General features: G+C 70.0%; 17 protein-coding genes. 16 read left to right on the top strand and 1 reads right to left on the bottom strand.

Going from position 1 to position 22,010, the window contains the following annotated elements:
• The first annotated feature begins 6 nt into the window (after nucleotides 1–6).
• From Ahu01nite_RS28045 to Ahu01nite_RS28025, 5 genes are all read left to right on the top strand, one after another.
• Complete coding sequence (locus Ahu01nite_RS28045) at nucleotides 7–1,305, top strand: aspartate aminotransferase family protein (RefSeq protein ID WP_203839646.1); 1,299 nt, start codon at nucleotides 7–9, stop codon at nucleotides 1,303–1,305.
• Nucleotides 1,306–1,470: 165 nt separating this feature from the next.
• Nucleotides 1,471–2,694: an inorganic phosphate transporter gene (locus Ahu01nite_RS28040; protein ID WP_203839645.1), complete on the top strand. Its 1,224-nt coding sequence runs from the start codon at nucleotides 1,471–1,473 to the stop codon at nucleotides 2,692–2,694.
• Between the two features lie 12 nt (nucleotides 2,695–2,706).
• Nucleotides 2,707–3,006 carry a hypothetical protein gene (locus tag Ahu01nite_RS28035; RefSeq protein ID WP_203839644.1) on the top strand — a complete coding sequence of 100 codons (300 nt, stop codon included), beginning with the start codon at nucleotides 2,707–2,709 and terminating at the stop codon, nucleotides 3,004–3,006.
• A 4-nt stretch (nucleotides 3,007–3,010) separates the two neighbouring features.
• Nucleotides 3,011–3,328, top strand: a complete 318-nt coding sequence (locus Ahu01nite_RS28030; protein WP_203839643.1) for a DUF3349 domain-containing protein — start codon at nucleotides 3,011–3,013, stop codon at nucleotides 3,326–3,328.
• Between the two features lie 221 nt (nucleotides 3,329–3,549).
• On the top strand, nucleotides 3,550–3,741 hold the full coding sequence (locus tag Ahu01nite_RS28025; protein ID WP_203839642.1) for a hypothetical protein: 192 nt from the start codon (nucleotides 3,550–3,552) through the stop codon (nucleotides 3,739–3,741).
• 322 nt (nucleotides 3,742–4,063) lie between these two features.
• Here the strand turns inward: Ahu01nite_RS28025 and Ahu01nite_RS28020 are convergent, their stop codons facing one another.
• Nucleotides 4,064–5,089, bottom strand: coding sequence for an NAD(P)H-dependent flavin oxidoreductase (locus Ahu01nite_RS28020; RefSeq protein ID WP_203839641.1), 1,026 nt, complete (start codon nucleotides 5,087–5,089; stop codon nucleotides 4,064–4,066).
• Between the two features lie 626 nt (nucleotides 5,090–5,715).
• Here Ahu01nite_RS28020 and Ahu01nite_RS28015 point away from each other — a divergent pair.
• The 11 genes from Ahu01nite_RS28015 (at nucleotide 5,716) to Ahu01nite_RS27965 (ending at nucleotide 21,968) form a co-directional block, all read left to right on the top strand.
• Nucleotides 5,716–7,941: an Agd3-related carbohydrate deacetylase gene (locus Ahu01nite_RS28015; protein ID WP_203839640.1), complete on the top strand. Its 2,226-nt coding sequence runs from the start codon at nucleotides 5,716–5,718 to the stop codon at nucleotides 7,939–7,941.
• Nucleotides 7,942–7,972: 31 nt separating this feature from the next.
• Complete coding sequence (pelF, locus tag Ahu01nite_RS28010; protein ID WP_203839639.1) at nucleotides 7,973–9,526, top strand: GT4 family glycosyltransferase PelF; 1,554 nt, start codon at nucleotides 7,973–7,975, stop codon at nucleotides 9,524–9,526.
• Nucleotides 9,523–11,283, top strand: a complete 1,761-nt coding sequence (locus Ahu01nite_RS28005) for a hypothetical protein (RefSeq protein WP_203839638.1) — start codon at nucleotides 9,523–9,525, stop codon at nucleotides 11,281–11,283. The genes pelF and Ahu01nite_RS28005 overlap by 4 nt, the downstream gene beginning before the upstream one ends.
• A gap of 28 nt (nucleotides 11,284–11,311) precedes the next feature.
• The gene (locus Ahu01nite_RS28000; RefSeq protein ID WP_203839637.1) at nucleotides 11,312–12,040 is read left to right on the top strand and encodes a sugar phosphate nucleotidyltransferase; all 729 of its coding nucleotides are present in this window, start codon (nucleotides 11,312–11,314) and stop codon (nucleotides 12,038–12,040) included.
• Complete coding sequence (locus tag Ahu01nite_RS27995) at nucleotides 12,037–12,915, top strand: NAD-dependent epimerase/dehydratase family protein (RefSeq protein ID WP_203839636.1); 879 nt, start codon at nucleotides 12,037–12,039, stop codon at nucleotides 12,913–12,915. Before Ahu01nite_RS28000 ends, Ahu01nite_RS27995 begins: the two co-directional genes overlap by 4 nt.
• A gap of 182 nt (nucleotides 12,916–13,097) precedes the next feature.
• Nucleotides 13,098–13,940, top strand: coding sequence for a glycoside hydrolase family 191 protein (locus Ahu01nite_RS27990; protein WP_239159197.1), 843 nt, complete (start codon nucleotides 13,098–13,100; stop codon nucleotides 13,938–13,940).
• Nucleotides 13,941–13,981: 41 nt separating this feature from the next.
• Entirely contained in the window at nucleotides 13,982–15,295 is a 1,314-nt protein-coding gene (locus tag Ahu01nite_RS27985; protein ID WP_239159196.1) for a nucleotide sugar dehydrogenase, read from the top strand.
• Nucleotides 15,292–16,260: an NAD-dependent epimerase/dehydratase family protein gene (locus Ahu01nite_RS27980; protein WP_203839635.1), complete on the top strand. Its 969-nt coding sequence runs from the start codon at nucleotides 15,292–15,294 to the stop codon at nucleotides 16,258–16,260. Before Ahu01nite_RS27985 ends, Ahu01nite_RS27980 begins: the two co-directional genes overlap by 4 nt.
• On the top strand, nucleotides 16,257–16,946 hold the full coding sequence (locus tag Ahu01nite_RS27975; protein WP_203839634.1) for an endo alpha-1,4 polygalactosaminidase: 690 nt from the start codon (nucleotides 16,257–16,259) through the stop codon (nucleotides 16,944–16,946). Before Ahu01nite_RS27980 ends, Ahu01nite_RS27975 begins: the two co-directional genes overlap by 4 nt.
• A gap of 82 nt (nucleotides 16,947–17,028) precedes the next feature.
• The gene (locus Ahu01nite_RS27970) at nucleotides 17,029–18,405 is read left to right on the top strand and encodes a thaumatin family protein (protein ID WP_203839633.1); all 1,377 of its coding nucleotides are present in this window, start codon (nucleotides 17,029–17,031) and stop codon (nucleotides 18,403–18,405) included.
• Complete coding sequence (locus Ahu01nite_RS27965; protein WP_203839632.1) at nucleotides 18,333–21,968, top strand: NACHT domain-containing protein; 3,636 nt, start codon at nucleotides 18,333–18,335, stop codon at nucleotides 21,966–21,968. The genes Ahu01nite_RS27970 and Ahu01nite_RS27965 overlap by 73 nt, the downstream gene beginning before the upstream one ends.
• The last annotated feature ends 42 nt before the right edge of the window (nucleotides 21,969–22,010 follow it).

Raw genomic sequence — 22,010 nt, 5'->3', positions numbered from 1 at the left:
ACACCCATGACCGATGACCTGCTCGCCCGGCACCAGGCCGTGCTGCCCTCCTGGGTGACGACGTACTACGGCAACGACGCGATCGAGCTCGTCTCCGGCTCCGGGCGGCGCGTGACCGACGCGTCCGGGCGTACCTATCTCGACTTCTTCGGTGGTGTGCTCACCAACATGCTCGGCTACGACGTGGCCGAGGTGCGCGAGGCCGTCGAACGCCAGCTCGCCACCGGCATCGTGCACAGCTCGACGCTGTATCTGATCCGGCAGCAGGTCGACCTCGCGGAGAAGATCGCGCGGGTCTCCGGCATCCCCGACGCGCGGGTCTTCTTCACCAACTCCGGTACCGAGGCCAACGAGGCGGCGCTGCTGTTCGCCACGAACCACCGCCGTTCCAACCAGATCCTGGCGATCCGCAACAGCTACCACGGCCGTACGTTCGCCGCGATGGCCGTCACCGGGCACCGCAGCTGGTCGGCGAGCGGTCTCAGCCCGCTGCAGGTCAGCTGGCTGCACTCGGGGGACAAGCTGCGCGGCCGGATGGCGGGACTGTCCGACGGCGACCACATCGACGCGGCGGTCGAGGACCTGCGCGAGGTGCTGGCCACCACCACGGCCGGTGACGTGGCGGCGCTGATCGCCGAGCCGATCCAGGGTGTCGGCGGCTTCGTGCACGCGCCGGACGGGCTGCTCGGGGCGTTCAAGAAGGAGCTCGACAACCACGGCATCCTGCTCATCGCCGACGAGGTCCAGACCGGCTGGGGGCGTACGGGTGAGCACTTCTGGGGCTACCAGGCGCACGACGTCCAGCCCGACCTCATCACCTTCGCGAAGGGCATCGGCAACGGCTTCGCGCTGGCCGGTGTCGTCGGCCGCGCGGACCTCGTCAACGCCGTGCCCGCCACCAGCTTCTCGACGTTCGGCGGTAACCCGATCTCGACGGCGGCCGGCAACGCGGTCCTGGACTACGTGCTCGATCACGACCTGCAGGCCAACGCCCGGCGTACCGGCGAGATCCTGCTCTCCGGTCTGCGCGAGGTCGCGGCAGATTCCAAGATCCTGGCCGAGGTACGCGGCCGCGGGCTGATGATCGGCCTCGAGTTCTGCCGTCCGGGCACCACCGAGCCGGACACCGCCGCCACGCTCGCGGTCTTCGACGAGTGCCGCAAGGGCGGGCTGCTGGTCGGCAAGGGCGGCCTCTACGGCAACGTCCTGCGCATGGGCCCGCCGCTCACCCTGACCGAGGACGAGGCCCGCGAAGGCCTCGCCATCCTCGTCGCGGCGATCCGCACCGCCGAGTCGCACGGCTGACGGGAGCCGGGTGGCCCGTTGTCTCCCTCTCGTTGATCACATAAACCCGAGCCAGGGTGACCAATGGGTGACATCGAGGCCACCCGCTGTCCAACGTGAGCAGAATTATGTTTTAGCTGCCGCCAGGGTCTTCAGTGCGCTGACCTGGGGGGAGACTATCTGCATGTGACAGAGACTTCCGTGATTCTCGCACTCGTGGTCGTGACCGCGCTCGGTTTCGACTTCACGAACGGGTTCCACGACACCGCCAATGCGATGGCCACCTCCATCGCGACGAAGGCGCTGCGGCCCAAGGTGGCCGTGGCGCTCTCCGGCATCCTCAATCTTGTTGGTGCGTTCCTCTCCGTCGAGGTCGCGCTCACCGTCAGCAACGCCGTGGTGAAGATTCAGAGCTCGAACGGTGCCCCCAAGCCCGAACTGCTCGCCGACGGCGGCTCCGCGTTGCTGCTCATCGTGCTCGCCGGCCTGGTCGGCGGGATCGTCTGGAACCTGCTGACCTGGCTGCTCGGGCTGCCGTCCAGCTCCTCGCACGCGCTGTTCGGCGGGCTGATCGGCGCCACCATCGCCGGGCTCGGCTGGACCGGCGTCAACTGGAACGGCGACGGCAGCAAGCTGGACGGCGTCGTCGGCAAGGTGATCCTGCCCGCGCTGCTGTCGCCCGTGATCGCCGGCGTCGTCGCCGCGGCCGGCACCTGGCTGATCTACCGGATCACCGTCGGCGTCGCGAAACGCTTCACCGACAACGGGTTCCGGTGGGGCCAGATCGGCAGCGCCTCGCTTGTCTCGCTCGCGCACGGCACCAACGACGCGCAGAAGACCATGGGTGTGATCACCCTCGCCCTGATCGCCGCCGGGGACTGGACCGACACCAAGAGCATCCCGTTCTGGGTGAAGGCCGCCTGCGCCCTCGCCATCGCGGCGGGCACCTACCTCGGCGGGTGGCGCATCATCCGGACCCTGGGCAAGGGCCTGGTCGAGATCTCCCCGCCGCAGGGCATGGCCGCCGAGTCCGCGTCGGCCGCCGTCATCCTGGCCTCCAGCCACCTCGGCTTCGCGCTGAGCACCACGCACGTCGCCACCGGCTCGATCCTCGGCTCCGGCGTCGGCAAGCCCGGCGCCCAGGTCCGATGGCGGGTCGCCGGCCGCATGGTCGCGGCCTGGCTGATCACCCTGCCCGCCGCGGCGGTCGTCGGCGCGGTCATGTGGTGGATCGGCCACCTGCTCGGCGACGGGCTCGGCGGCTCCATCGCGGTCTTCGTCATCCTGCTGGCCTTCGCCACGTACATGTTCCTGCGGTCGCGCCGCACCCCGGTCGACCACAACAACGTCAACGACGAGTGGGAGGACGCCCGGCCCGCCGAGCGCGAGCCCGCCGGCGTGGCGAGCTGAGAGGCGTACGAGATGCACAACCTGGGTTTCGCCCTCGAGGGCGCGTGGAAGGTCCTGGCGGCGGGTCTGATCCTCGGTGCCGGCCTGCCGGCCCTGTTCGCCCTCGGCATCCGCACCCTCGCCTGGGGTGACGGCGGCAGCGCCGAGGCAACCGCCGGAGCGGCTCCGCACGCGCTGGGCAAGGTTCTCGGCTGGGTCCTGTTCGCGATCGTGTTGCTCGGCGTCGTCCTGGGTATCACGTTCATCGTGGCCAGCGGCCTCGGCAAGGCGCTGAGCTTCGAGCACGTGTTCCCGACGATCGTGGACAAGTGAGGCCATGACCGAATCACGGTCGAATTTCATGACCCGCGCCGTCGAGTGGCTGCGCGCGGGCTACCCGACGGGCGTCCCGCGGCAGGACTACGTCGCCCTGCTCGGCGTCCTGCGCCGCAAGCTCACCGAGGACGAGGTACGCCAGATCGCCATCGACCTCGCCAAGCAATCCCCGGAAGGCGCCGACCCCATCACCGCCGAGGACATCGAGGCGATGATCTCCGGCTCGGTGCTGCAGGACGCCACCCCCGAGGACGTCGTACGCGTCTCCGCCCACCTCGCCGCCGGCGGCTGGCCCCTCGCGGACCCACCGCCCGCCTGACCCACCGCCCGCCTGAGCCACCGTTCCCGCCGGGTGTCCGATCCGCGCTCGGCGGGAACGGTTTCACCCGTCCCTGCCATCGGGCCATGCTCATCGCGCATCTGAGTGACCCGCACCTGCCTTCTGAGTGACCCGCACCTGCCTGCCGCCCCGCTCGCCGCGGCTCCGGCGACCGCCCTGCACCGCGGGTCCTGGCCGGGCACGTCCACCGGACCATCGCGGTGCCTTGGGCGGGGACGCTGGTCAGCGTCGCCCCGGCGACCTACCGCCAGACCGCGCTGCGCCTGCACGACGCGCAACCGCCGGGCTACCTGATCGAGCCGGCCACCTTCCTGCACAACGCCCCCGCCGGCGACGGCTGGGCGACGCACTCGGTCGCCGTCTCCGGAGCGGGCGCCGTCCTCGCCTACTGACACTGCTCTCCAAGGTGGGCGGTGATTCCCGGAATGAGCGCTGCTCTCGGCGGGCGGGGTGTGCCGTTCCTGGAAGGGTGCGTTGCTCTCTGCGGTGAGCGCTGCTCTCTGGGGTGGGGGCGCTGGTTCTGAGGCAGTGCGTTGCTCTCTGCGGTGAGCACTGCTCTCTGGGATGGGGGCGCTGGTTCTGAGGCAGTGCGTTGCTCTCCGAGGTGAGCGCTGCTCTCCGGGGCTGGAGGATGGCGGTTCTGGGAGGGTGCGTTGCTCTCTGCGGTGAGCGCTGCTCTTCAGGGCGAGCACCGACCCCCGGGGCGGCCGGTATTCAGGCCGGGGCGGGATCGTCCGTGCCCTGTGTGGGCTCGCGGCCGGCCTTGGCCGGAGGGCCGTCGGGCTGGGGAGCGGCCTGGCGGAGGGCGGTCTCGGCCTGGGCGGCCAGGGACTCGACGAGGTCGGCGGCGGATGGGTGGTCGGTGATGAGGTCGGTGGACTCGCCGGCCCAGATTGGCTGGGCGGGTAGCTCGCCTCGGTCGACGGCGTCGCGGTAGGACTGTTTGGCGTGCGGGTCGGCGGTGAGGGCGGCCTCGCGGTCGCGCCAATGGTCGAGGAGCGGGTGGCCGAGGGTCCGGGCTGTGTAGGCGGACGGCCAGGGGGAGTCCCGGGCGATGTCCAGGATGCGGCTTCGCTCGGTGTCCTCCGCGCGGCCCGCGATGATCGCCGCGACGGCTGACGGGTCGGCCAGGCTCTCCCGGGTCGCCTGGAAGCGGGTGCCGAGGAGGGCGCCCGCCGCGCCGAGGGCCAGGGCCGCGGCGACGCCGCGGCCGTCCGCTATGCCGCCGGCGGCCAGCACCGGGACCGGTGCCACGAGGTCGACCACCGCCGGGACGAACGGGAGGGTCGAGCGTCCGTGCCGGGCGCCGTGGCCGCCGCTCTCGGTGCCCTGGGCCACGATGATGGCGGCGCCGAGGTCTCTGGCTCGGCGGGCCTCGTCCAGGCCGGTCACCTGGATCATGAGCACGGCACCGGCGGTGTGGACGAGGCTGGTGAACGGGGTGGGGTCGCCGAAGGAGAACATCACCGCCCCCGGCCGGAACGAGAGGACGTGCTCGACCGCCGCGGTGCCGGTCGCCCAGGTCAGGAAGCCGGCGCCCCAGGGGCCGGGGCCGGCGGCTGCGAGGGGGAGTTCGCGGGCGAGCCACTCCCGCTCCCCGCCGCCCGCGCCCAGCAGTCCGAGGCCGCCTCCGCGGGCGACGGCGGCGGCGAGTGCGCCGCCCGCCGTTCCGCCCATCGGGGCGAGGGCGATGGGGTGGCGCGCTCCGGTCATCCGCGTGAACGCGGTTGTCAGCGTCATGGTCTCATCGAACAACGTTGACTGATAACTGTCCTGCGAATGCGTCACGAGTGGCGGTAAACCGCCGTGTGGCCGATAATTGTGGCCGTTCGGTGGAGATTTCTTGCGGGTAACGCGATGATCCATTCGGGGTGGTCCGGAGAACCTTGGGGAAATGGTTCCCGTTCCCGGGCTGAACCCGCGATTTACGGTCGTGTTGCGCCCGCAATCCACTTCGGACTGTTTGTGCTGCCCGGAGGTAACCTCGCAGATCCGTCGCTTCGTGTGAACCGTGCCCTATGTGGACATTAGGGCAGCGGATCACACACAGTGATGATCTCCGATGTCGTACCGGCGGCCCGGCCGAATGTTAATGGCGCATTACGAAAGGCATAGGAGATTCGCAAGTCAGGTCCATGGGGACGACTTTGCGGACGGTGTTACGGCGCTCCGGGGTTTCGGGTGCTATCACCAGGGACGATCCAGAGTCAACCGCACCAATAGTCAATCTGGGGACACCCGAATGCGGCCTCGGTGATCCTTAAATCTTGCTTAGACTCGCCGTCGGCCCGCCATCCTCGCCGGCCTCGCGAGCATGCACCGCACCGTTCTTACGTTTCTGTCGTCTCTGCTGTGGAGGACGCTCGATGGCTCCTGCTCGTCTCGTCCAACGACGAGTGATCGTCCAACGACGGGGGATCCGCTCCCTCTTCGCCGTGCTGTGCGCCGGTGCCCTCGTGGCCGCCGCGCCGACACCGGCCGGCGCCCAGCCGGCCCAGCACACTCAAACCCAGGCCGCACTGCGCGCTCAAACCCAGGCCGCACTGCGCGCTCAAACCCAGGCCGAGTTGCGCGCTCCCGCCGGAACCGCGCCCAGCGTCCCGGGTTACGGCCAGGTCGCCCAGCCGCGGGTCACCCCGCCCGCGCCGCTGCCGAAGCGCACCGGCAAGGTCGCCGTGACCACGCCCGGCAAGGCCCCGGCGAAGGCTGCCGCGGTGGCAGGCGTCAACGACCAGGTCGCCCTGCGCTCGCTGATCATCGCCACCGACACCAACGACTTCGGTGTCGCCACCTACAAGGCCACATTGGACCGACTCGGTGCGGCCTACGACGTGCTCTACTCGGCCGACACGACGCTGACCACCGGCACGCTGGTGCGCGCGGACGGCGTCGGCAAGTACAACGCGGTCCTGCTGACCAACAGCATGCTGGTCTACTCGTCCGGGGGTGCCTACCTCAACGGCCTCGAGAGCGGCGAGTGGAACATCCTCTGGGCGTACGAGCGGAACTTCGGTGTCCGCCAGGCCGCGCTCTACACCAGCTACGGCACCTGGCCCGAGGACTACTGCCTGCGCTCCGCCGGGGAGACCTCGGTCGGTGACACCCCGCTGAACGTGAACTTCACCGCGGCGGGTGCCGGGGTGTTCGACTACCTGAAGGCGAGCGCCACGATCCCGGTGGTGCAGTCGTACGTCTACAAGACCTCGATCGCCGCGGGTTGCAGCGCCGACTCCACGCTGACCGACGGCACGAACGTGCTCGGGGTGCGGACGACGTCGACCGACGGCCGGGAGCGGCTCGCGCTGACGTTCACGCTGAACCAGTACCTGCTGCAGTCGGACCTGCTGGTCTACGGCGTGGTGCGGTGGGCGACCAAGGGCATGTTCCTCGGCGAGCAGCGGCACTACCTCAACGTCGACGTCGACGACTGGTTCAACACCTCGGACCACTACTACCCGGACGGTCACGTCGAGTACACGCCGGGCTACCAGGTCTCCGCGCACGACATGGTCAACCTCAAGGACAAGCAGGCCGCGCTGCGCACCGCGCACCCGCAGGCGTCCGGGTTCACCTACAACCTGGCCCTCAACGGCGCGGACATCGACCCGTTCGCGGGCAGCACGTGCAGCCCGAACGGCGGGGCGACCGAGCTGACGGCGACCAGCAAGTGCCTCAAGAACGACTTCCGGTGGCTGAACCACACGCTCAACCACTACGAGCTGAACACCACCAACTACGCCACGACCTACGGCGAGATCAACGATAACCGTACGGCTGCCACCGCCGCGGGCATCTCGACGCCGAACGACGTGCTGAAGACCCCGGAGTACTCCGGGCTCGGCGTCTACACGACCGACCCCGACGACGACACCGGCGTACCCGTCGATCACGGCCTGGCAGGCTCGAACCCGAACCTGCTGCAGGCGGCCAAGGACCTCGGGGTGAAGTACCTGCACGGCAACTTCTCGTTCGCGAGCCACGTGCCGGCGAACTTCAACACCAGCATCGTGCACCCCCTGGAGACGAGCCTGTCGGTGGTGCCGGACTGGCCGACCAACATCGCGTACCACGTCACCACGCCGGAGGAGGAGACCGCGTTCTACAACTCCTTCTACGGCCCGAACGGCCGCTTCCCGTACTGGCCGACCGACCGCACGTACGCGCAGATCGTGGATTACGAGGCCGGCGTGGCGCTGCAGCACGTGGCGTCGGGTGGCATCAACACGCACACCTTCCACATCGCGAACGTGAAGGACTACAACGCCGGTAAGTCGCTGCTCACGGACTGGACCGAGAGCGTTGTCGGCAAGTACGACTCGCTCTACGCGACGCCGCTGATCAACCTCGACTGGTCCTCGCTCGGCGCGTACACGACGGTTCGTAACGCGCACTTCGCGCAGCGGGCCGCCGGGGCCGACCCGGTCTACGACCGGTCCACCGGCACGGTCACGGTGACCTCGCCGCTGACCGGCACGGTGCAGCTCAGCGGCGTGACGGCGGCGACGTCGAGCACGTACGGCAGCGATGTCTCGGCGCCGATCGCCCTCGTGGCGAACACGGCCGTGACGGTGACCGCGGCTCCGCGGGCCTGATCGCGGCGGACGGGGGGAAGGCGGAAATCCAGTGCGTGTCGCACTCGTGTCGGAGGGGACGTACCCCTACGCGATGGGCGGGGTGAGCATCTGGTGTGAGCAGCTCATCCGAGGCATCCCGGACTACCGCTGGGAGGTCGTCGCGCTCACCGTGGACGGCAGCGAGGAATCCGTCTTCGCCCCGCCCGTGAACCTGGACAACGTCCACTCGATCCCCCTCTGGGGGAGCGGGCCGGACAACCCCAGGCGCAACAACCAGCAACCCGGGGCCGCTTTCACCGAGTCGTACGCGGTGTTCCTGCGCGCCCTGGTCACCCCGCTGGAGACGACGCTGTCCGAGCAGGGCGCGGTCAGCCGCAGCATGTTCCTGCTCGCCCTGCGCGGGCTCTACGAGTACGCCGCGGACGGCGGGGACCTCAGCGCCGCGCTCGTGTCGAACGAGGCCCTGGGCATGATGCTCGACGCGTGGCGTGAGCTGCGCGTCGAGCAGACGTCCCCGGCGCCGACCGTGGCGGACGCGATCCAGGCCGCCTGGCTGATCGAGCACATGCTGCGGCCGCTGAGCGCCCCGGTCGTCCAGGCCGACATCATCCACTGCTCGATGAACGGGTTGTCCACGCTCGTGGCCATGGCGGCCAAGTGGCGCTACGGCACCCCGATCGTCATGAGCGAACACGGCATCTACCTGCGGGAGCGTTACATCTCGTACCTGGACGACGACGCCTCGCACGCGGTGCGCGTGCTGGCGCTGAGCTTTTTCCGGTCCCTCGCGGGGGCGGCGTACCTCATCACCGACGTGCTCGCGCCGCACTCGGCGTACAACCGCCGCTGGCAGCTGCACAACGGCGCGGACCCGGACCGGATGTGGACCATGTACAACGGCGTCGAGCCGGCCGAGTTCCCCGCGGCGACCAGCGAGCCCGGGGTGCCGACGATCTCGTTCATGGGCCGGATCGACCCGCTCAAGGACCTGCACACGCTGATCAGGGCATTCGCTCTGGTGAAGAAGGAGATCCCGGCGGCCCGGTTGCGCATCTTCGGGGGTACGCCCGCCGTGAACCGGATCTACCACGAGTCCTGCGAGCTGCTCATCGAGGAGCTCGGGCTCACCGGCTCGGCGGTGCTGGAGGGGCGCATCGGGAACGCCGTCGACGCGTACCACGCGGGCAGCATCGTCGCGCTGACCAGCATCTCCGAGGGCTTCCCGTACACCGTGGTCGAAGCCATGGCCTGCGGGCGGCCCACGGTCTGCACGAACGTCGGCGGGGTGTCCGAGGCGGTGGGGGAGACCGGCATCGTGGTGGCCCCGCGCGACCACGCCGCCGTCGCCGAGGCCTGCGTCAAGCTGCTGCGCGACGACGAGCTGAGGTTCCGGCTCGGCGTCGCCGCACGCGCCCGGGTCCTCGAGCACTTCACCCTCAGCCAGTCGCTGCAGATGTACCGCAACGTCTACGAAGGACTCGCGACGCCGATCGGTGCCGCCGAGCAGCCGGAGCACCTGCGCGGCACGGCGCAGGGCCGGGCCAGGCCGCCGCGGCAGCGTTCCGCCGCCACCTCGGGTCTCTACACGGGTGGGCAGCTGTGACAGTGAACGACGAGGCCGGCACCGAGACCGTGCGGATCGACATCGGCGACAAGACCGTCCGCATCGAGCTTCCGGACGAGACCACCCGCATCGAGCTTCCGGACGAGACCCCCCGCATCGTGCTCCCGGACGAGACCGTCCGCATGGACGTCGGCGACCGGACCGTACGCATGCCCGCGCCGAACACCGCCGGGGCGCACCGGACCGACAACTCCGACACCCAGGTGATCCGGCCCCCGATCCCGCCGCAGTCACGCCGGACCCGCCGCGCCCCCGCGGGCCCCGCACGGCCGGACGGCACCTCCGCCGGCGCGGACAAGGCAGCGGGCGGCCCGCCGATCCACACCGTCGTTCTTCCCCGGATCTCCGACGATCCCCTGGAGGAGCTCGTCGACCGGATGCGGCCCAAGCTGGCCCGCGCCGTCGACGCCCTGCAGGTCGCCGCCGCCCTCGAATCGGACGGCTTCACCGACCGCGGCGCCAAGGTCGAGTACGGCTTCGCCGACGTGTTCGCCCTCGCCGTCGAGGTCTACCGCCGGCTCGGCCCGCCCCTCGAACAACCGGCGGCGGCGGACACCCCGCGGACGTGGCGGGCCGGGCTCCGGGTCCTCGCACACGGCCCGCTGTACGCCCTGCCCAGCGCGGTGTTCCCCGCGGTGCTCGGCGTGCTCGGGCAGCGGTCGGTGGTGCTCGCGCTGACCCTGGCCAGCGCGCTCGGCTGGCTGTACGCCGGGACGGCCGCGTTCGCCGCGTACAAGCTGCTCGGAGGCAACCGCCCGCGGGCCGCCGCCCGGCTCCTGCGCTTCGCGACCGTGGGTGCGCCGTTCGCAGGTGCGGCGTGCGGGTTCCTCGTGGTGGCGGTCACCGGCGGTGGCTGGGGGCTGGTCGTGCTCGCCATGTGCCAGCTCGGCTATCAGCTGGCCGGCACGGTGCTGGTGTTCTACCGCCGCGAGGGCGTCCAGGCGCTGACCATGGTGCCGGCGGTCGTCTTCGGCTGCGCGTACCTCCTGGCCGGCCCGGCCCTGCGGACCCCGGCGCTCGTCACCGCGGCTGCCGGGGTGACCGCCGCCTACGTCGCCGCGCTGCTGCTCACCCGGAACCGGGGCGACGTGGCGGAGGCGTCCGGGTTGCCGTTGCTGCGCCTGCAGCTGCCCGGTCTGGCCGGGGTCACGTGGTACGGCCTGTGCTCGGCCGCCCTGCTCCTGCACGCCGAGGCGCCGTACCTGCTGAACAGGCTCGACATCGCGGCCGCGGTGGCCCCGCTGATCCTTGCCATGGGGTTCGTCGAGTGGCGCGCCGAGGGATTCCGGGCCGCCGCGGTCCGGATCACCCGGCTCAGTCACCGGCCCGAGGACTTCCAGCGCGCGATGCGCGTACTCATCGCCCGGGAGACCTTGCTCTGCCTGGCCGTCCCGGCGGGTCTGGGCCTGGTGCTGGTGGCCGGGCTGGCCCTGACCGGGTGGCTCTCGGCACCCGGCGTGGTGATGATCGCCGCGCACGTCGTGCTGGGCGGCGCCTACTACTCCGCGTTCCTGCTGGCCGGCTTCGAACGTTTCGGCTGGCTCTGCTGGTCGATGCTGGCCGCGCTCGCGGTGCACATCGGGATCGGTGCCGCCCTCGGCGCCGCGCCCCTGCTGGGTCGGACGGCGCATCCGCTGACCGACACCCTGCTCTATCTCGGCAGCGTCGTCGCGCTGCAGGGCCTGTTCCTGTACGGCCTGTCCCCGTTCGCGGGCCAGGTCCGCCACTTCCGGTAGATCACGACCATGGGGAGGCAGAACTGCTATGCATGCGGTGATTCTTGCCGGCGGCAAGGGCGTGCGGCTGCGGCCGTACACCACGACCTTGCCCAAGCCGCTGATGCCCATCGGTGACAAGCACGCGATCCTGGAGATCGTCCTCGAGCAGCTCGCGGGGTGCGGCTTCACGTCGGTCACCCTCGCGATCAACCATCTCGGCCCGCTGATCCGGGCGTTCGTCGGCGACGGGGACCGCTGGGGGCTGCGCGTCGACTACATCGAGGAGGACCGGCCACTGTCGACGGTCGGGCCGCTGTTCGGCCTGAAGGAGTCGCTGCCGGAGCACTTCCTGGTGATGAACGGCGACATCCTGACCGACCTCGACTACGCCGACCTGCTGCACCAGCACGCGTTGTCGGCCGGGGGGCTGACCGTCGCGATCGCCGAGCGCACCCACAAGGTGGAGTTCGGCGTGCTCGACGTCGAGGCCTCGCGGATCGTCGGGTTCCGCGAGAAGCCCGAGCTGCACTACCAGGTCAGCATGGGCGTGTACGGCATGTCGCGGCACACGCTGGCGCCGTACCCGGCGGGTCTGTCCTTCGGGTTCGACCAGCTGGTGCTCGACCTGCTGGCCCGCGGCGACAACCCGGCGACGTACCCGTTCAAGGGGTTCTGGCTGGACATCGGGCGGCCCGAGGACTACGACGAGGCCAACCGCAGCTTCGAGCGGATCCGGCCGCTGATCCTGCGCGAACGGCTGGGTGAGCCGGTATGAGGGTGCTGCTCTTCGGGTCGTCCGGGTTCATCGGAGGACATGTCCGGGCGGCGCTGACCGCCGACGACCGGGTCGGGGACCTGATCTGTCCCGGGCGGGACCGCCACGACCTGATCGCCGGGGACGTGACCGAGCTCGCGGAACTGCTGCGCGCCGAACGCCCGGACACGGTGGTGAGCTGCGTCGGGGCGCTCGGCGGCTCCGGCGAGGACCTCGTGCGGGCCAACACCCTCGTCGCGGCGAAACTGCTCGAGGCGGCGGCCGAGGCGGTGCCGTTCGCGCGGCTGGTCCGGCTCGGCTCGGCCGGGGAATACGGGGTCGTGCCGCACGGCCAGGCCGTGGGTGAGGACGCGAGGACAGAACCGGTCGGCGCGTACGGTGTCAGCCACGTCGCCGGCACGCGATTGTTCACGCTGTCCGGGCTGGATGCCGTGTCCGTACGCGTGTTCAACCCGATCGGCGCGGGGCAACCGGCGGAGAACGTCCTGGGCCGGGCCGCGCAGCGGATCAGGGAAGCGCTCGCGGACGGCTCGACGGAGATCACGCTGGGGCCGCTGGGCGCCTACCGGGACTTCGTCGACGTCCAGGACATCGCGTCGCTGCTGCGGGCGGTCGTCACCGAGCCACGGCTGCGCAGCCGGGTCTACAACGCGGGCAGCGGGCGGGCGGTCACCGTACGCGCCGCGGTCGGCCTGCTCGCCGAGCGGGCCGGCTGGAAGGGGGCCGTCCGGGAGGCCGGGACCGGGCCGCAGCGCTCCGCCGCGGTCGACTGGATCCAGGCCGACATCAGCCGGGCCCGCGACGAGCTCGGCTGGAAACCGCAGCACGACCTGGAGACGTCCATCGCGAACATCTGGGCGGGGGCGCCCGGGTGAGACTCCACGGCCACCGCATCCTCTGCGTGGCCGCCGTGCTCTTCCTCATGGCGGCCTGCTCGGAGGACTCCTCTCCGCAGCCGCCCGCTCCTTCGACGTCCGGTTTGTCCCCGGCGCCTACCGTCGCGCCGGGACCGACTTCCGCGCCGGGACCGGCTTCCGCGCCGGGATCGACCGCGCCGGTGCCGGCCACGCCCGGGTCGACCACGCCGGTGGAGTTCCGCTCGTGGGCGTACCAGTTGCAGGACTACGACGGCGGGAAGCTTGATCAGCTGGCGGCCGGGCCGTGGCAGGTGGTCGTGGTGGATCTCGCGCGGGACGCGCACGAGGACTACTTCACCGCCGCCGAGATCGCGAAGGTGCGGTCGACCGGTAAGCGCGTGCTGGCGTACTTCGAGATCGGCAGCATCGAGGACTTCCGGCCGGAGTATCCGGGGCTGCGACGCGACGCGCCCGAGCTGATCGCCAACGAGTGGGGGGACTGGCCCGGCGAGTACTTCGTGCGCTACTACGACGAACGGTGGTGGCAGCGGGTCGTGCGGCCCCGGGTCGACCAGGCTCTGCGGGCCGGGTTCGACGGCGTCTACCTGGACACGCCCCTGGCGTACGAGGAGATCGATCTCGGCTCGGTGCAGGGCAGGGACCGGCAGCGGCTGGCCCGGGACATGGCGGGGCTGATCGCGCGCATCTCCGCGTACGCCAAGGGCCGCAGTAAGGATTTTCTGATCGTCCCGCAGAACTCGCCGGAACTGCGGCACCAGCCCGGATACACCGCGGCCGTCGACGGCATCGCCATGGAGGAGCTGTTCTACCAGGCGACCGACGAACGGTGCACCGAGGACTACTGCGCGGAGAACCTGAGCGAGACGCGGGCGTTGCGGGACGCCGGCAAGTTCGTGCTCAGCGTCGACTACGCGACCCGGGCCGCGGACGTGCGCAGCGCCTGCGCGCGGTACCGGACCGAACGTTTCGCCGGCACGGTCACCGTGCTGGACCTGGATCGGCCCAGCCCGCCGTGTCCGTGACGCGGCGGCCGACACACACCGAAGTACTGGAGGGGAACCACATGCCTATGACGATCGGGGTCGTCGGGCTCGGCTACGTCGGGCTCACCCTGACCGCGGCTCTGGCCGACAAGGGATTCATCGTGCACGGCGCTGACGTGTCGCCCACGGTGATCGACACCCTGTCGCAGGGCCGGTCGCACATCTTCGAGCCCGGGGTGGAGGAGATCTTCGCCGCCCGGGTCGGCAACGGCGTCCACGTCGCCGCCGAACTGCCGCGCGACACCGTCGACGTCGCCGTCATCAGCGTCTCCACGCCGGTCGACGAGAGCACCCGCCGGCCCAACCTCGCCAACCTGGCGAGCGCCGCGCGCAGCGTCGCCGCGACGTGCCGCCCGGGCACGCTCGTCGTCGTGCGCAGCACCGTGCCGGTCGGCACCAGCCGCAAGGTCGTGCTGCCCGAGCTGCGGGCCGCGTGGGGCGACGACGTCAAGCTGGTGATGGCCCCGGAACGCACGATCCAGGGTCAGGCGCTGCGCGAGCTCGTCGAGCTGCCGCAGGTCGTCGGCGGCCTGGACGAGGCGAGCCTGCGGGCCGGTGTGGAGTTCTTCAGCGGTCTGGCGCAGACCGTCGTCGAGGTCTCCGATCTGGAGACCGCCGAGATGGTGAAGCTGTCCAACAACTGCCACACCGACCTCATCTACTCGTTCGGCAACGAGATCGCGCTGATCGCCGAGCAGCACGGCCTCGACCCCCTGGAGGTCCTGCGGGCGGCGAACGTCGGCTACCCGCGCCCTGACCTGGCCAAGCCCGGGTACGTCGGCGGCGGGTGCCTGTCGAAGGACCCGTACATCATGCTGGACAGCGCGGGGGACTACGAGCCGTACCTGGTCGGTCAGGCGCGGGCGCTCAACGAGTTCCTGCCCAAGCACGTGGCCGAGACCGTCGTGCGGCTGCTGGCCGAGGCGCGCGGGGAGACGCGGGGGCTGCGGCTCGCGGTGCTCGGGTGGGCGTACAAGGGCTGGCCTCCCACCGACGACATGCGGGGCACGCCGATCGCCGACATGATGCCGATCTTCTCGGCCGCCGGCATCACCGTGACCGGCCACGACCCGATGGTCACCGAGGACGTCATCCGGCAGTACGGCGGCGACCCGGTCAGCCTCGACAAGGCGTTCACCGACGCGGACGCGATCCTCGTCATCAACGACCACCCGGACTACCGGTCGATCGAGGTGACGGAGCTGCTCGGCGACAGCCGCCCGGCGCTGATCTTCGACTCGTGGCGCATCCTCGACAGCTCCGCCGTGGAAGCGCTCGGCATCCGCTACGCCGGTCTCGGCTACCTCCCGTCGGTCTCGGCGGTTTCGGCATGAGGGCGCTACTGCTCGGCGGCGCCGGGTTCATCGGCCTGCACCTCGCCCGCCGCCTGTCCACCGAGGGGTACGAGGTCACGATCGTCGACGACTTCTCCCGCGGCCGCAAGGACGCCGACCTCGACGAGCTGATCGCCCGTCCCGGCGTGAAGGTGATCTCGGCGGATCTGACCGACCCGTCCGCCTATGCGGGGCTGGCGCACGGCTGGGACCAGATCTACCTGCTCGCCGCCGTCGTCGGGGTGCGCAACGTGGAGCAGGACCCGGCGCGTGTGGTCCGCGTCAACACCCTCGCGGCGATGCACCTGCTCGACTGGGTGGCGCCCGGTGAGCGGGTCTTCTTCGCCTCCACCAGCGAGGTGTACGCGGGCGGCGTCGACGCCGGGGTCGTCAGCGTGCCGACCGCCGAGGACATCCCGGTGATGATCTCGGACATCACGGCGCCGCGGTTCGCGTACGCGGCCAGCAAGCTCCTCGGCGAAGCCGCGTTCCTGCACACCGCGCGGGCCAAGGGCTTCGAGACGGTGGTGGGCCGCTTCCACAACGTGTACGGCCCGCGGATGGGCGCCGACCACGTCATCCCCGAGATGTCGCTGCGCGCGCAGGCCGGCGAGGACCCGTTCCTGGTGCCCGGCGCCGACCAGTTCCGCGCGTTCTGCCACGTCGACGACGCCGTCGAGGCGATGGTGCGGCTGATGACCACGCCCGAGGCGGCCGGTCAGATCGTGCACATCGGCAACGACCGCGAGGAGGCCAACATCGGCGACCTGGCGAAGCTGGTGCTGCGCGTGGCCGGGGCGAACCCCGTGGTCGCGGCCACCCCGGCCCCGCCCGGCTCGGTGCGCCGGCGCTGCCCGGACCTCACCCGGCTGCGGTCGCTGACCGGCTACGAGCCGAAGGTGTCGCTCGAGGAGGGCGTGCGATCGACGTACGCCTGGTACGCCGAGCACGGGAGACCGTCATGACCGACCCGATCTGCTTCTACTACGGCAACGGCAAACTCACCGAGCTCGCCGGCTATCCGCGGGTGGTGCTCCAGCCGGAGTTCTACAAACCCGAGGAGATCGCGTTCCTCAAGGAGCGCGGTGTGCAGACCCTCGGCTACCTCACGCTGTCGGAGGACCAGGGCCCACCGGCCGTCTGGCAGCGCGCCGAGAAGAACCCGGACTGGGGCGGCTCCTTCGTCCACGTCGGACACCCAGAGTGGGTGGCGCACGTGGTCGGCCAGGCCCGCGACGCGATGGCCGCCGGGTTCGACGGGCTGTTCCTCGACACGCTGAACGTCGAGCTGACCTACCCGGAGGACGTGCCGCACCTGCTGACCCTGGTGGCGGCGATCCGGGCCGAGGCGAAGCCCGCGTACATGCTGGCCAACCGGGGTTTCGGCATGCTGCCGCGGCTCGCCGAGCTGGTCGACGGGGTGGTCTTCGAGTCGTTCTCGGCCCGCTGGACCGACGACGGGTACGCGCCCTGGCCCGCGGACGTGCTCGAGTTCCACGCGCAGATCGCGGAGCAGTTACTGCAACTGCAACTTGACCTGTACGCCCTCGACTACGCGGACACCCCGGGCCTGACGGACTTCGCGGTCCGCCGTGCCCACCAGTTCGGCATGCAGTGCGTGGTCAGCGATCGGGCCCTGTCCCGGGTCTGATCTCTTCTCACGGGCCGGCGACGCGCTGTCGCCGGCCCGGTTCATATCGACAACCATCAACCCCTAGGGCCATGATGGGTACGTGTCGATTGTCGCCTTACGCCGCGTTCTGCTCGCCGTCGTCGTGATCCTCGCCCTGATCACCGGCGGGCTGATAGCCGGGGGACGGGCGGCGCGGGCGGCCGGCGAGCACACGGTGACGTTCGTCAACGCCAGCGGTGAGAAGGTGTGGGTCGGCAGCACGGTCAACGCCGACGAGTCGGTCAACTTCACCCGGCTGCCGATCCTCGAACCCGGCGCGTCCGCGACCATCGTCATCCCGGAGAACACCACCCCCGGGCACTGGCGCGGCAAGTTCTTCGCCCGGCAACGCTGCGCGGGTGAGACCGGCAGCACGTTCCACTGCGAGGTCGGGGACTGCGGGAACGCCGCCGACCACTGCGCGATCAATTATGAGCAGGACGCCAGCCTCGCCGAGTTCAACTTCGACCCGTCCGACCCGTGGGGCGCGCCCTGGTACAACGTCAGCTATGTCAACGCCGTGTCGCTGCCGATCACCATCACGCCGTACGGTGCGCCGGCACCCGCTCCCGGATCGCAGTACTGCGCCGAGGCCGGCTGCGCGAAACCACTGCTCAGTGCGTGCCCGGCGGCATACCTGCGCCGCGACGGCCAGGGCAGGCCGCTGCTCTGCGTGAATCCCAACCGCGACGCGGTCACGGACTACAGCCAGGCGATCAAGGCGGCGTGCCCGCGGGCGTACAGCTGGTCGAAGCACGACACCGAGCCCGGCAACCAGGTCATGTACAACTGCAAGGAGTGCACCGGCTTCACGGTCACCTTCCACGCCAACGACGGGGTCACGCCACCACCGGCCACGCCGCCGCCCACCGGCGCCGAAACGCAGATCATCAGCGACTGGAACGGTAAATGCGTCGACGTCCCCAACGGCGAATACTCCGACCGCGTCCGGCTCGGCGTCTGGGACTGCTGGAACGCCCAGGGCCAGCGCTTCACCTTCGCCCCCGACACCACGATCCGCATCGGCGGCAAATGCGTCGACGTCGCGGACGGCTCCACCGCGGACGGCGGCTGGGTCCAGCTCTACACCTGCAACGGCACCGGCGCCCAGCAATGGCGGATCACCGCCGCCGGCGACATCGTCAACACCGCGTCGAACAAATGCCTCGACATCGGCGGCTGGAACCCCGCCAACGGCGCCCCCCCTCAACATCTGGACCTGCAACGGCTTCGCCAACCAGAAATGGCACCGCGCCCTGGTCACCCTCGCCGGGGGTCAGGCACCCCCGCCGCCTCCGCCGCCGGGACCCCGCCCCCGCCCCCGGGTGATCTCATGATCACTTCACGTGGCGGTAGGGTGCCGCGGTGGCAGTTGTGGAGACCTCGGCCCTCGTCAAGATGCTCACGCTGGGTGCCAAGCCGGCGCTGGAGCGACTGAAGCGCAAAGAGGCCGTGGTCGCGGCCCTGAAAAAGGTCCATCTCGCACCGGATCGCCCGCCGGCCGATTTCGACGGCGTCTACACGTACGCCATCGTGGAGTTCTGCTACGGCAAGCCGGAGCCGGTGATCCTGCTCTTCCGCAACGAGTTCGTCATGGCGGCCTTCCGGAAGTCCTTCGAGTCGGGCGACGAACGCCACCTGCGCCGTGAGGTCGACCTCGTTCTGCAGTGGAACGACGAGACCGGTGGCCTGGGCCGGATCGACTACAACCTCGCGCTGGAACTGACCGGCTTCCAGGCGGTCTTCGAGCAGCTCGTCGACAGGACCCGCAGCGCCGCGCAGGCCCGGCTGGAGCGCAAGGTCGGCGACGTCCACCAGAGCGTCAGCGACCTCGTGGACCGCATCGACCGGATGAGCACGCCGGAAGAGATCGTCCGCTACATGGTCCGCAACCACTCCCCGGCGGAGGTGCTCGCCGGTGAGCTGCGCGAGTGGTTCGCCGCGGTCGAGTACAAGATCACCGCGGAGATCCTGAACGGGCCGGACGAGTTCGTCTGGCTGGTCCGGGTCCCGGCCCGCCGCGGCTACGACCCGGTGGTCGTCCTGGGCATCGGTGCCGAGATGAGCCGCCCGGACGTCCTGCGCGCGGCCTCGCTTGTCGGGGAGCACCGGGCCAAGGAGGGGTGGGTCATCGCCCCGCAACGCGTCAGCCAGGCGGCCCGGATCGCCGATGAGGAGCTCGACGAGATCTTCTGCTACACGCTCGACGAGCTGATCGACGAACGGGCGGACTTCGAGCCGTACCTGCAATGGCTTGAGGAGGAGGTCCGCACCCGCCACATCGACACCTGCTATGTCCCGCTGACCTGCGCCAAGGACGACATCGACCGGCGCTCCGGGAAGGTCGGCGGCACCAGTGTCTATCCATGGACGGGAGGCGGCCTCGACGACTACGTCGGCGGCTGGCTGGAGGACGACACCAAGGAACACCTGTCGGTGCTGGGTGAGTTCGGGATGGGCAAGAGCTGGTTCTGCCTGCACTACGCGTGGACCCTCGCCCAGGAATGGCGCGCCGCCAAGGCCGCCGGGCGCAAGCGCCCCCGGCTGCCGCTCGTGGTCCCGCTGCGCGACTACGCCAAGGCCGTCACCGTCGAGTCGCTGTTCTCCGAGTTCTTCTTCCGCAAGCACGAGATCCTGCCCGACGGCTACCGCGTCTTCGAAACCCTCAACCGGCTCGGCCGGCTGCTGCTCATCTTCGACGGCTTCGACGAGATGGCCGCCCGCGTCGACCGTCAGGCAATGATCAACAACTTCTGGGAGCTGGCCCGGGCGGTCGTACCCGGCTCCAAGGTCCTGCTGACCTGCCGCACCGAGCACTTCCCCGAAGCCCAGCAGGGCCGCGACGTGCTGGGCGCGCGGCTGGTGGCCTCGACGTCGGCACTGACCGGCGCGCCGCCGCAGTTCGAGGTCGTCGAGCTGCAGCCCTTCGCGGACGAGCAGATCGGGGAACTGCTGTCCCGGATCACCGACACCCCCACCCGGAACCTGGTCCTCGGCAACGAGGAGCTGATGGAGCTCATGCGCCGGCCGGTCATGTCCGAACTGGCCCTGGCCGCCCTGCCCGCCATCGAGGCCGGCGCCAAGGTGGACCTCGCCCGGGTCTACCTCTACGCGGTCCAGCACAAGATCGACGCGGACATCAAGGCGGAGCGTACGTTCACCTCGCTCGCGGACAAGGTCTTCTTCCTCTGCGAACTGTCCTGGCACATGCTCGCCGAATCGGTCCTGACCATCAACTACCGCGAGATCCCCGACCGGATCCGCGCCTGCTTCAAGGACGTGGTCCAGGAACAACGCGACCTCGACCACTGGCACTACGACATGATGGGCCAGACGATGCTGGTCCGCGACGCCGACGGCAACTACACCCCGGCCCACCGCTCCCTGCTGGAGTTCTTCGCCGCCTACAAGTTCGCCGCCGAACTGGGCCTGATGGACGCCGACTTCATGGCCCTCATCGGCGCCACGGAGCCGGCTGAGGCGCCCTCCTTCGCCTGGTCCGAGGTGGTACGGACGACATCGGACCAGCGCCGGACCGCATTCGGCTGGCGGCCCGAGCCGATGGAGACGATCACCGCGTTGTTCGCCACGGACAACGTCTCCGAGGAACTGCTCCGCCTCACCGTTTCGATGTTCACGGCAGAAGCCGGAGCTGACCTGGTGCGGATGCTCGCCGGCACTCGCCACCTGGGGCCGGACGCGGACCGGACGATCGGCGCATCCCTCGTGCGGGTCATCGCGGAAACCGACGTGACCAGCCTTCGCGGCGCCCACCTGGACGACGCCGTGCTGCCGAGCGCCATCCTCGATCGTGACGGCGGCGGCCTGGATCTCAGTGGTTGCTCTCTCAGGCGCGCGGACCTCGCCGGTACGGATCTCGAGGATGTCGTTCTCGTTGACGCCGACCTGTCCGGTGCGGTCCTGGCGGAGTCGTCCTTCCTCGGTTTCGAACGGCGGGCGGTAGCGCGCCTTCTTCAGATCTCCGGCGAAGCTGTGCTGTTCTCCGATCGGCAGAACCGGATCTTCACCTGGACCGCCGGCGAGGCACCGGCGTCGCTTCTCGAGGCGAACTCCAGGGTGGCGTCGCTGTCGCGGTTCCCCGACGGCAGAATCGTCGTGGTCACCAGCGAAGCGAAAGACAACGGTGTCGTCAGCTACCTGCTGGAACCGGGTTCTGGGGCACGCCGGACCTTCGGCGTCTTCTCCTACCAGGTGGTGGCTGTCGTGCTGCGGGATCGTCCGCTCCTGCTCAGTCACCTGTCGCACAACGACTCGATGCGGATCGCCGTTCTGGGGTGTGATGACTTCCAGGAGATCGCCAGGGTGTCGATTCCTCACTACCGGTACGGCTCTTTCGTCTCTGACGGCACCGGCCGCGTGGTAGGTCTCGTCGACACTGATCTTCTGGGAAGCGATCCCTCGGACAAGGCCGTCGTCGAGCTCACCCTGTCGGATTCCGGAACCCTCGAATACGAGATCATCGACAGTCTGGCCGATGCCCCGGCTCCTGTGCGGGAGGTGTCGTTCCTCGGTGCCGGTCGCACGGCGCTCGTCCAAGGGGAGCACAAGGGGCAATTGCACCTCTCCCTGTTCGAACGGGAGTGGACCGGCCGGCGTGACTTCGTGTTTCCCTCCGACGTCACGTGGGGCGGTCCCCCCTATCCGGTCTCGGAGCGTCGTATCTGCTCCGTCAACGAGGCGGGCACTGTGGCGGCCGTCGTCTCCGGCAACGTCGTGCGGGTCTTCGCCCTCGCGGACATGAGCCGCCCCAGGTTCGTCGTGGACCTGCCGCGGGTCACGAACTTCCTGATCCTGCGAGGAGTGGAGCTGCTCGTCGTCGCGAACGCCTACGGGCGGGTCGCGGCCTTCGATCTCGGGACCGGCGCGCTGGTCGACGAGTTCACGCTGAGCCGCAACGTGCGCGGAGCGAACTTCACCGGCGTGGTCGGAGTGCCGCCGGAGGTGCTTGCTCAGTTGAGGTTCAACGGGGCGGTTCTTTAAGAATCCCTTAACCTCTCGGGAGCGCTGATCCGGTGTGGAAGC

It is taken from the genome of Winogradskya humida (assembly GCF_016862215.1).
Lineage (GTDB): Bacteria > Actinomycetota > Actinomycetes > Mycobacteriales > Micromonosporaceae > Actinoplanes > Actinoplanes humidus.
This window is presented reverse-complemented; position numbering and strand designations above follow the sequence as displayed.

Bases quoted from the DNA above. Each gene is read 5' to 3' on its own strand.
- Ahu01nite_RS28045 (WP_203839646.1), top strand. From the start codon at position 7: ATGACCGATGACCTGCTCGCCCGGCACCAGGCCGTGCTGCCCTCCTGG.
- Ahu01nite_RS28035 (WP_203839644.1), top strand. From the start codon at position 2,707: ATGCACAACCTGGGTTTCGCCCTCGAGGGCGCGTGGAAGGTCCTGGCG.
- Ahu01nite_RS28030 (WP_203839643.1), top strand. From the start codon at position 3,011: ATGACCGAATCACGGTCGAATTTCATGACCCGCGCCGTCGAGTGGCTG.
- Ahu01nite_RS28020 (WP_203839641.1), bottom strand. From the start codon at position 5,089: ATGACGCTGACAACCGCGTTCACGCGGATGACCGGAGCGCGCCACCCC.
- Ahu01nite_RS28015 (WP_203839640.1), top strand. From the start codon at position 5,716: ATGGCTCCTGCTCGTCTCGTCCAACGACGAGTGATCGTCCAACGACGG.
- Ahu01nite_RS28000 (WP_203839637.1), top strand. From the start codon at position 11,312: ATGCATGCGGTGATTCTTGCCGGCGGCAAGGGCGTGCGGCTGCGGCCG.
- Ahu01nite_RS27995 (WP_203839636.1), top strand. From the start codon at position 12,037: ATGAGGGTGCTGCTCTTCGGGTCGTCCGGGTTCATCGGAGGACATGTC.
- Ahu01nite_RS27985 (WP_239159196.1), top strand. From the start codon at position 13,982: ATGCCTATGACGATCGGGGTCGTCGGGCTCGGCTACGTCGGGCTCACC.
- Ahu01nite_RS27980 (WP_203839635.1), top strand. From the start codon at position 15,292: ATGAGGGCGCTACTGCTCGGCGGCGCCGGGTTCATCGGCCTGCACCTC.
- Ahu01nite_RS27975 (WP_203839634.1), top strand. From the start codon at position 16,257: ATGACCGACCCGATCTGCTTCTACTACGGCAACGGCAAACTCACCGAG.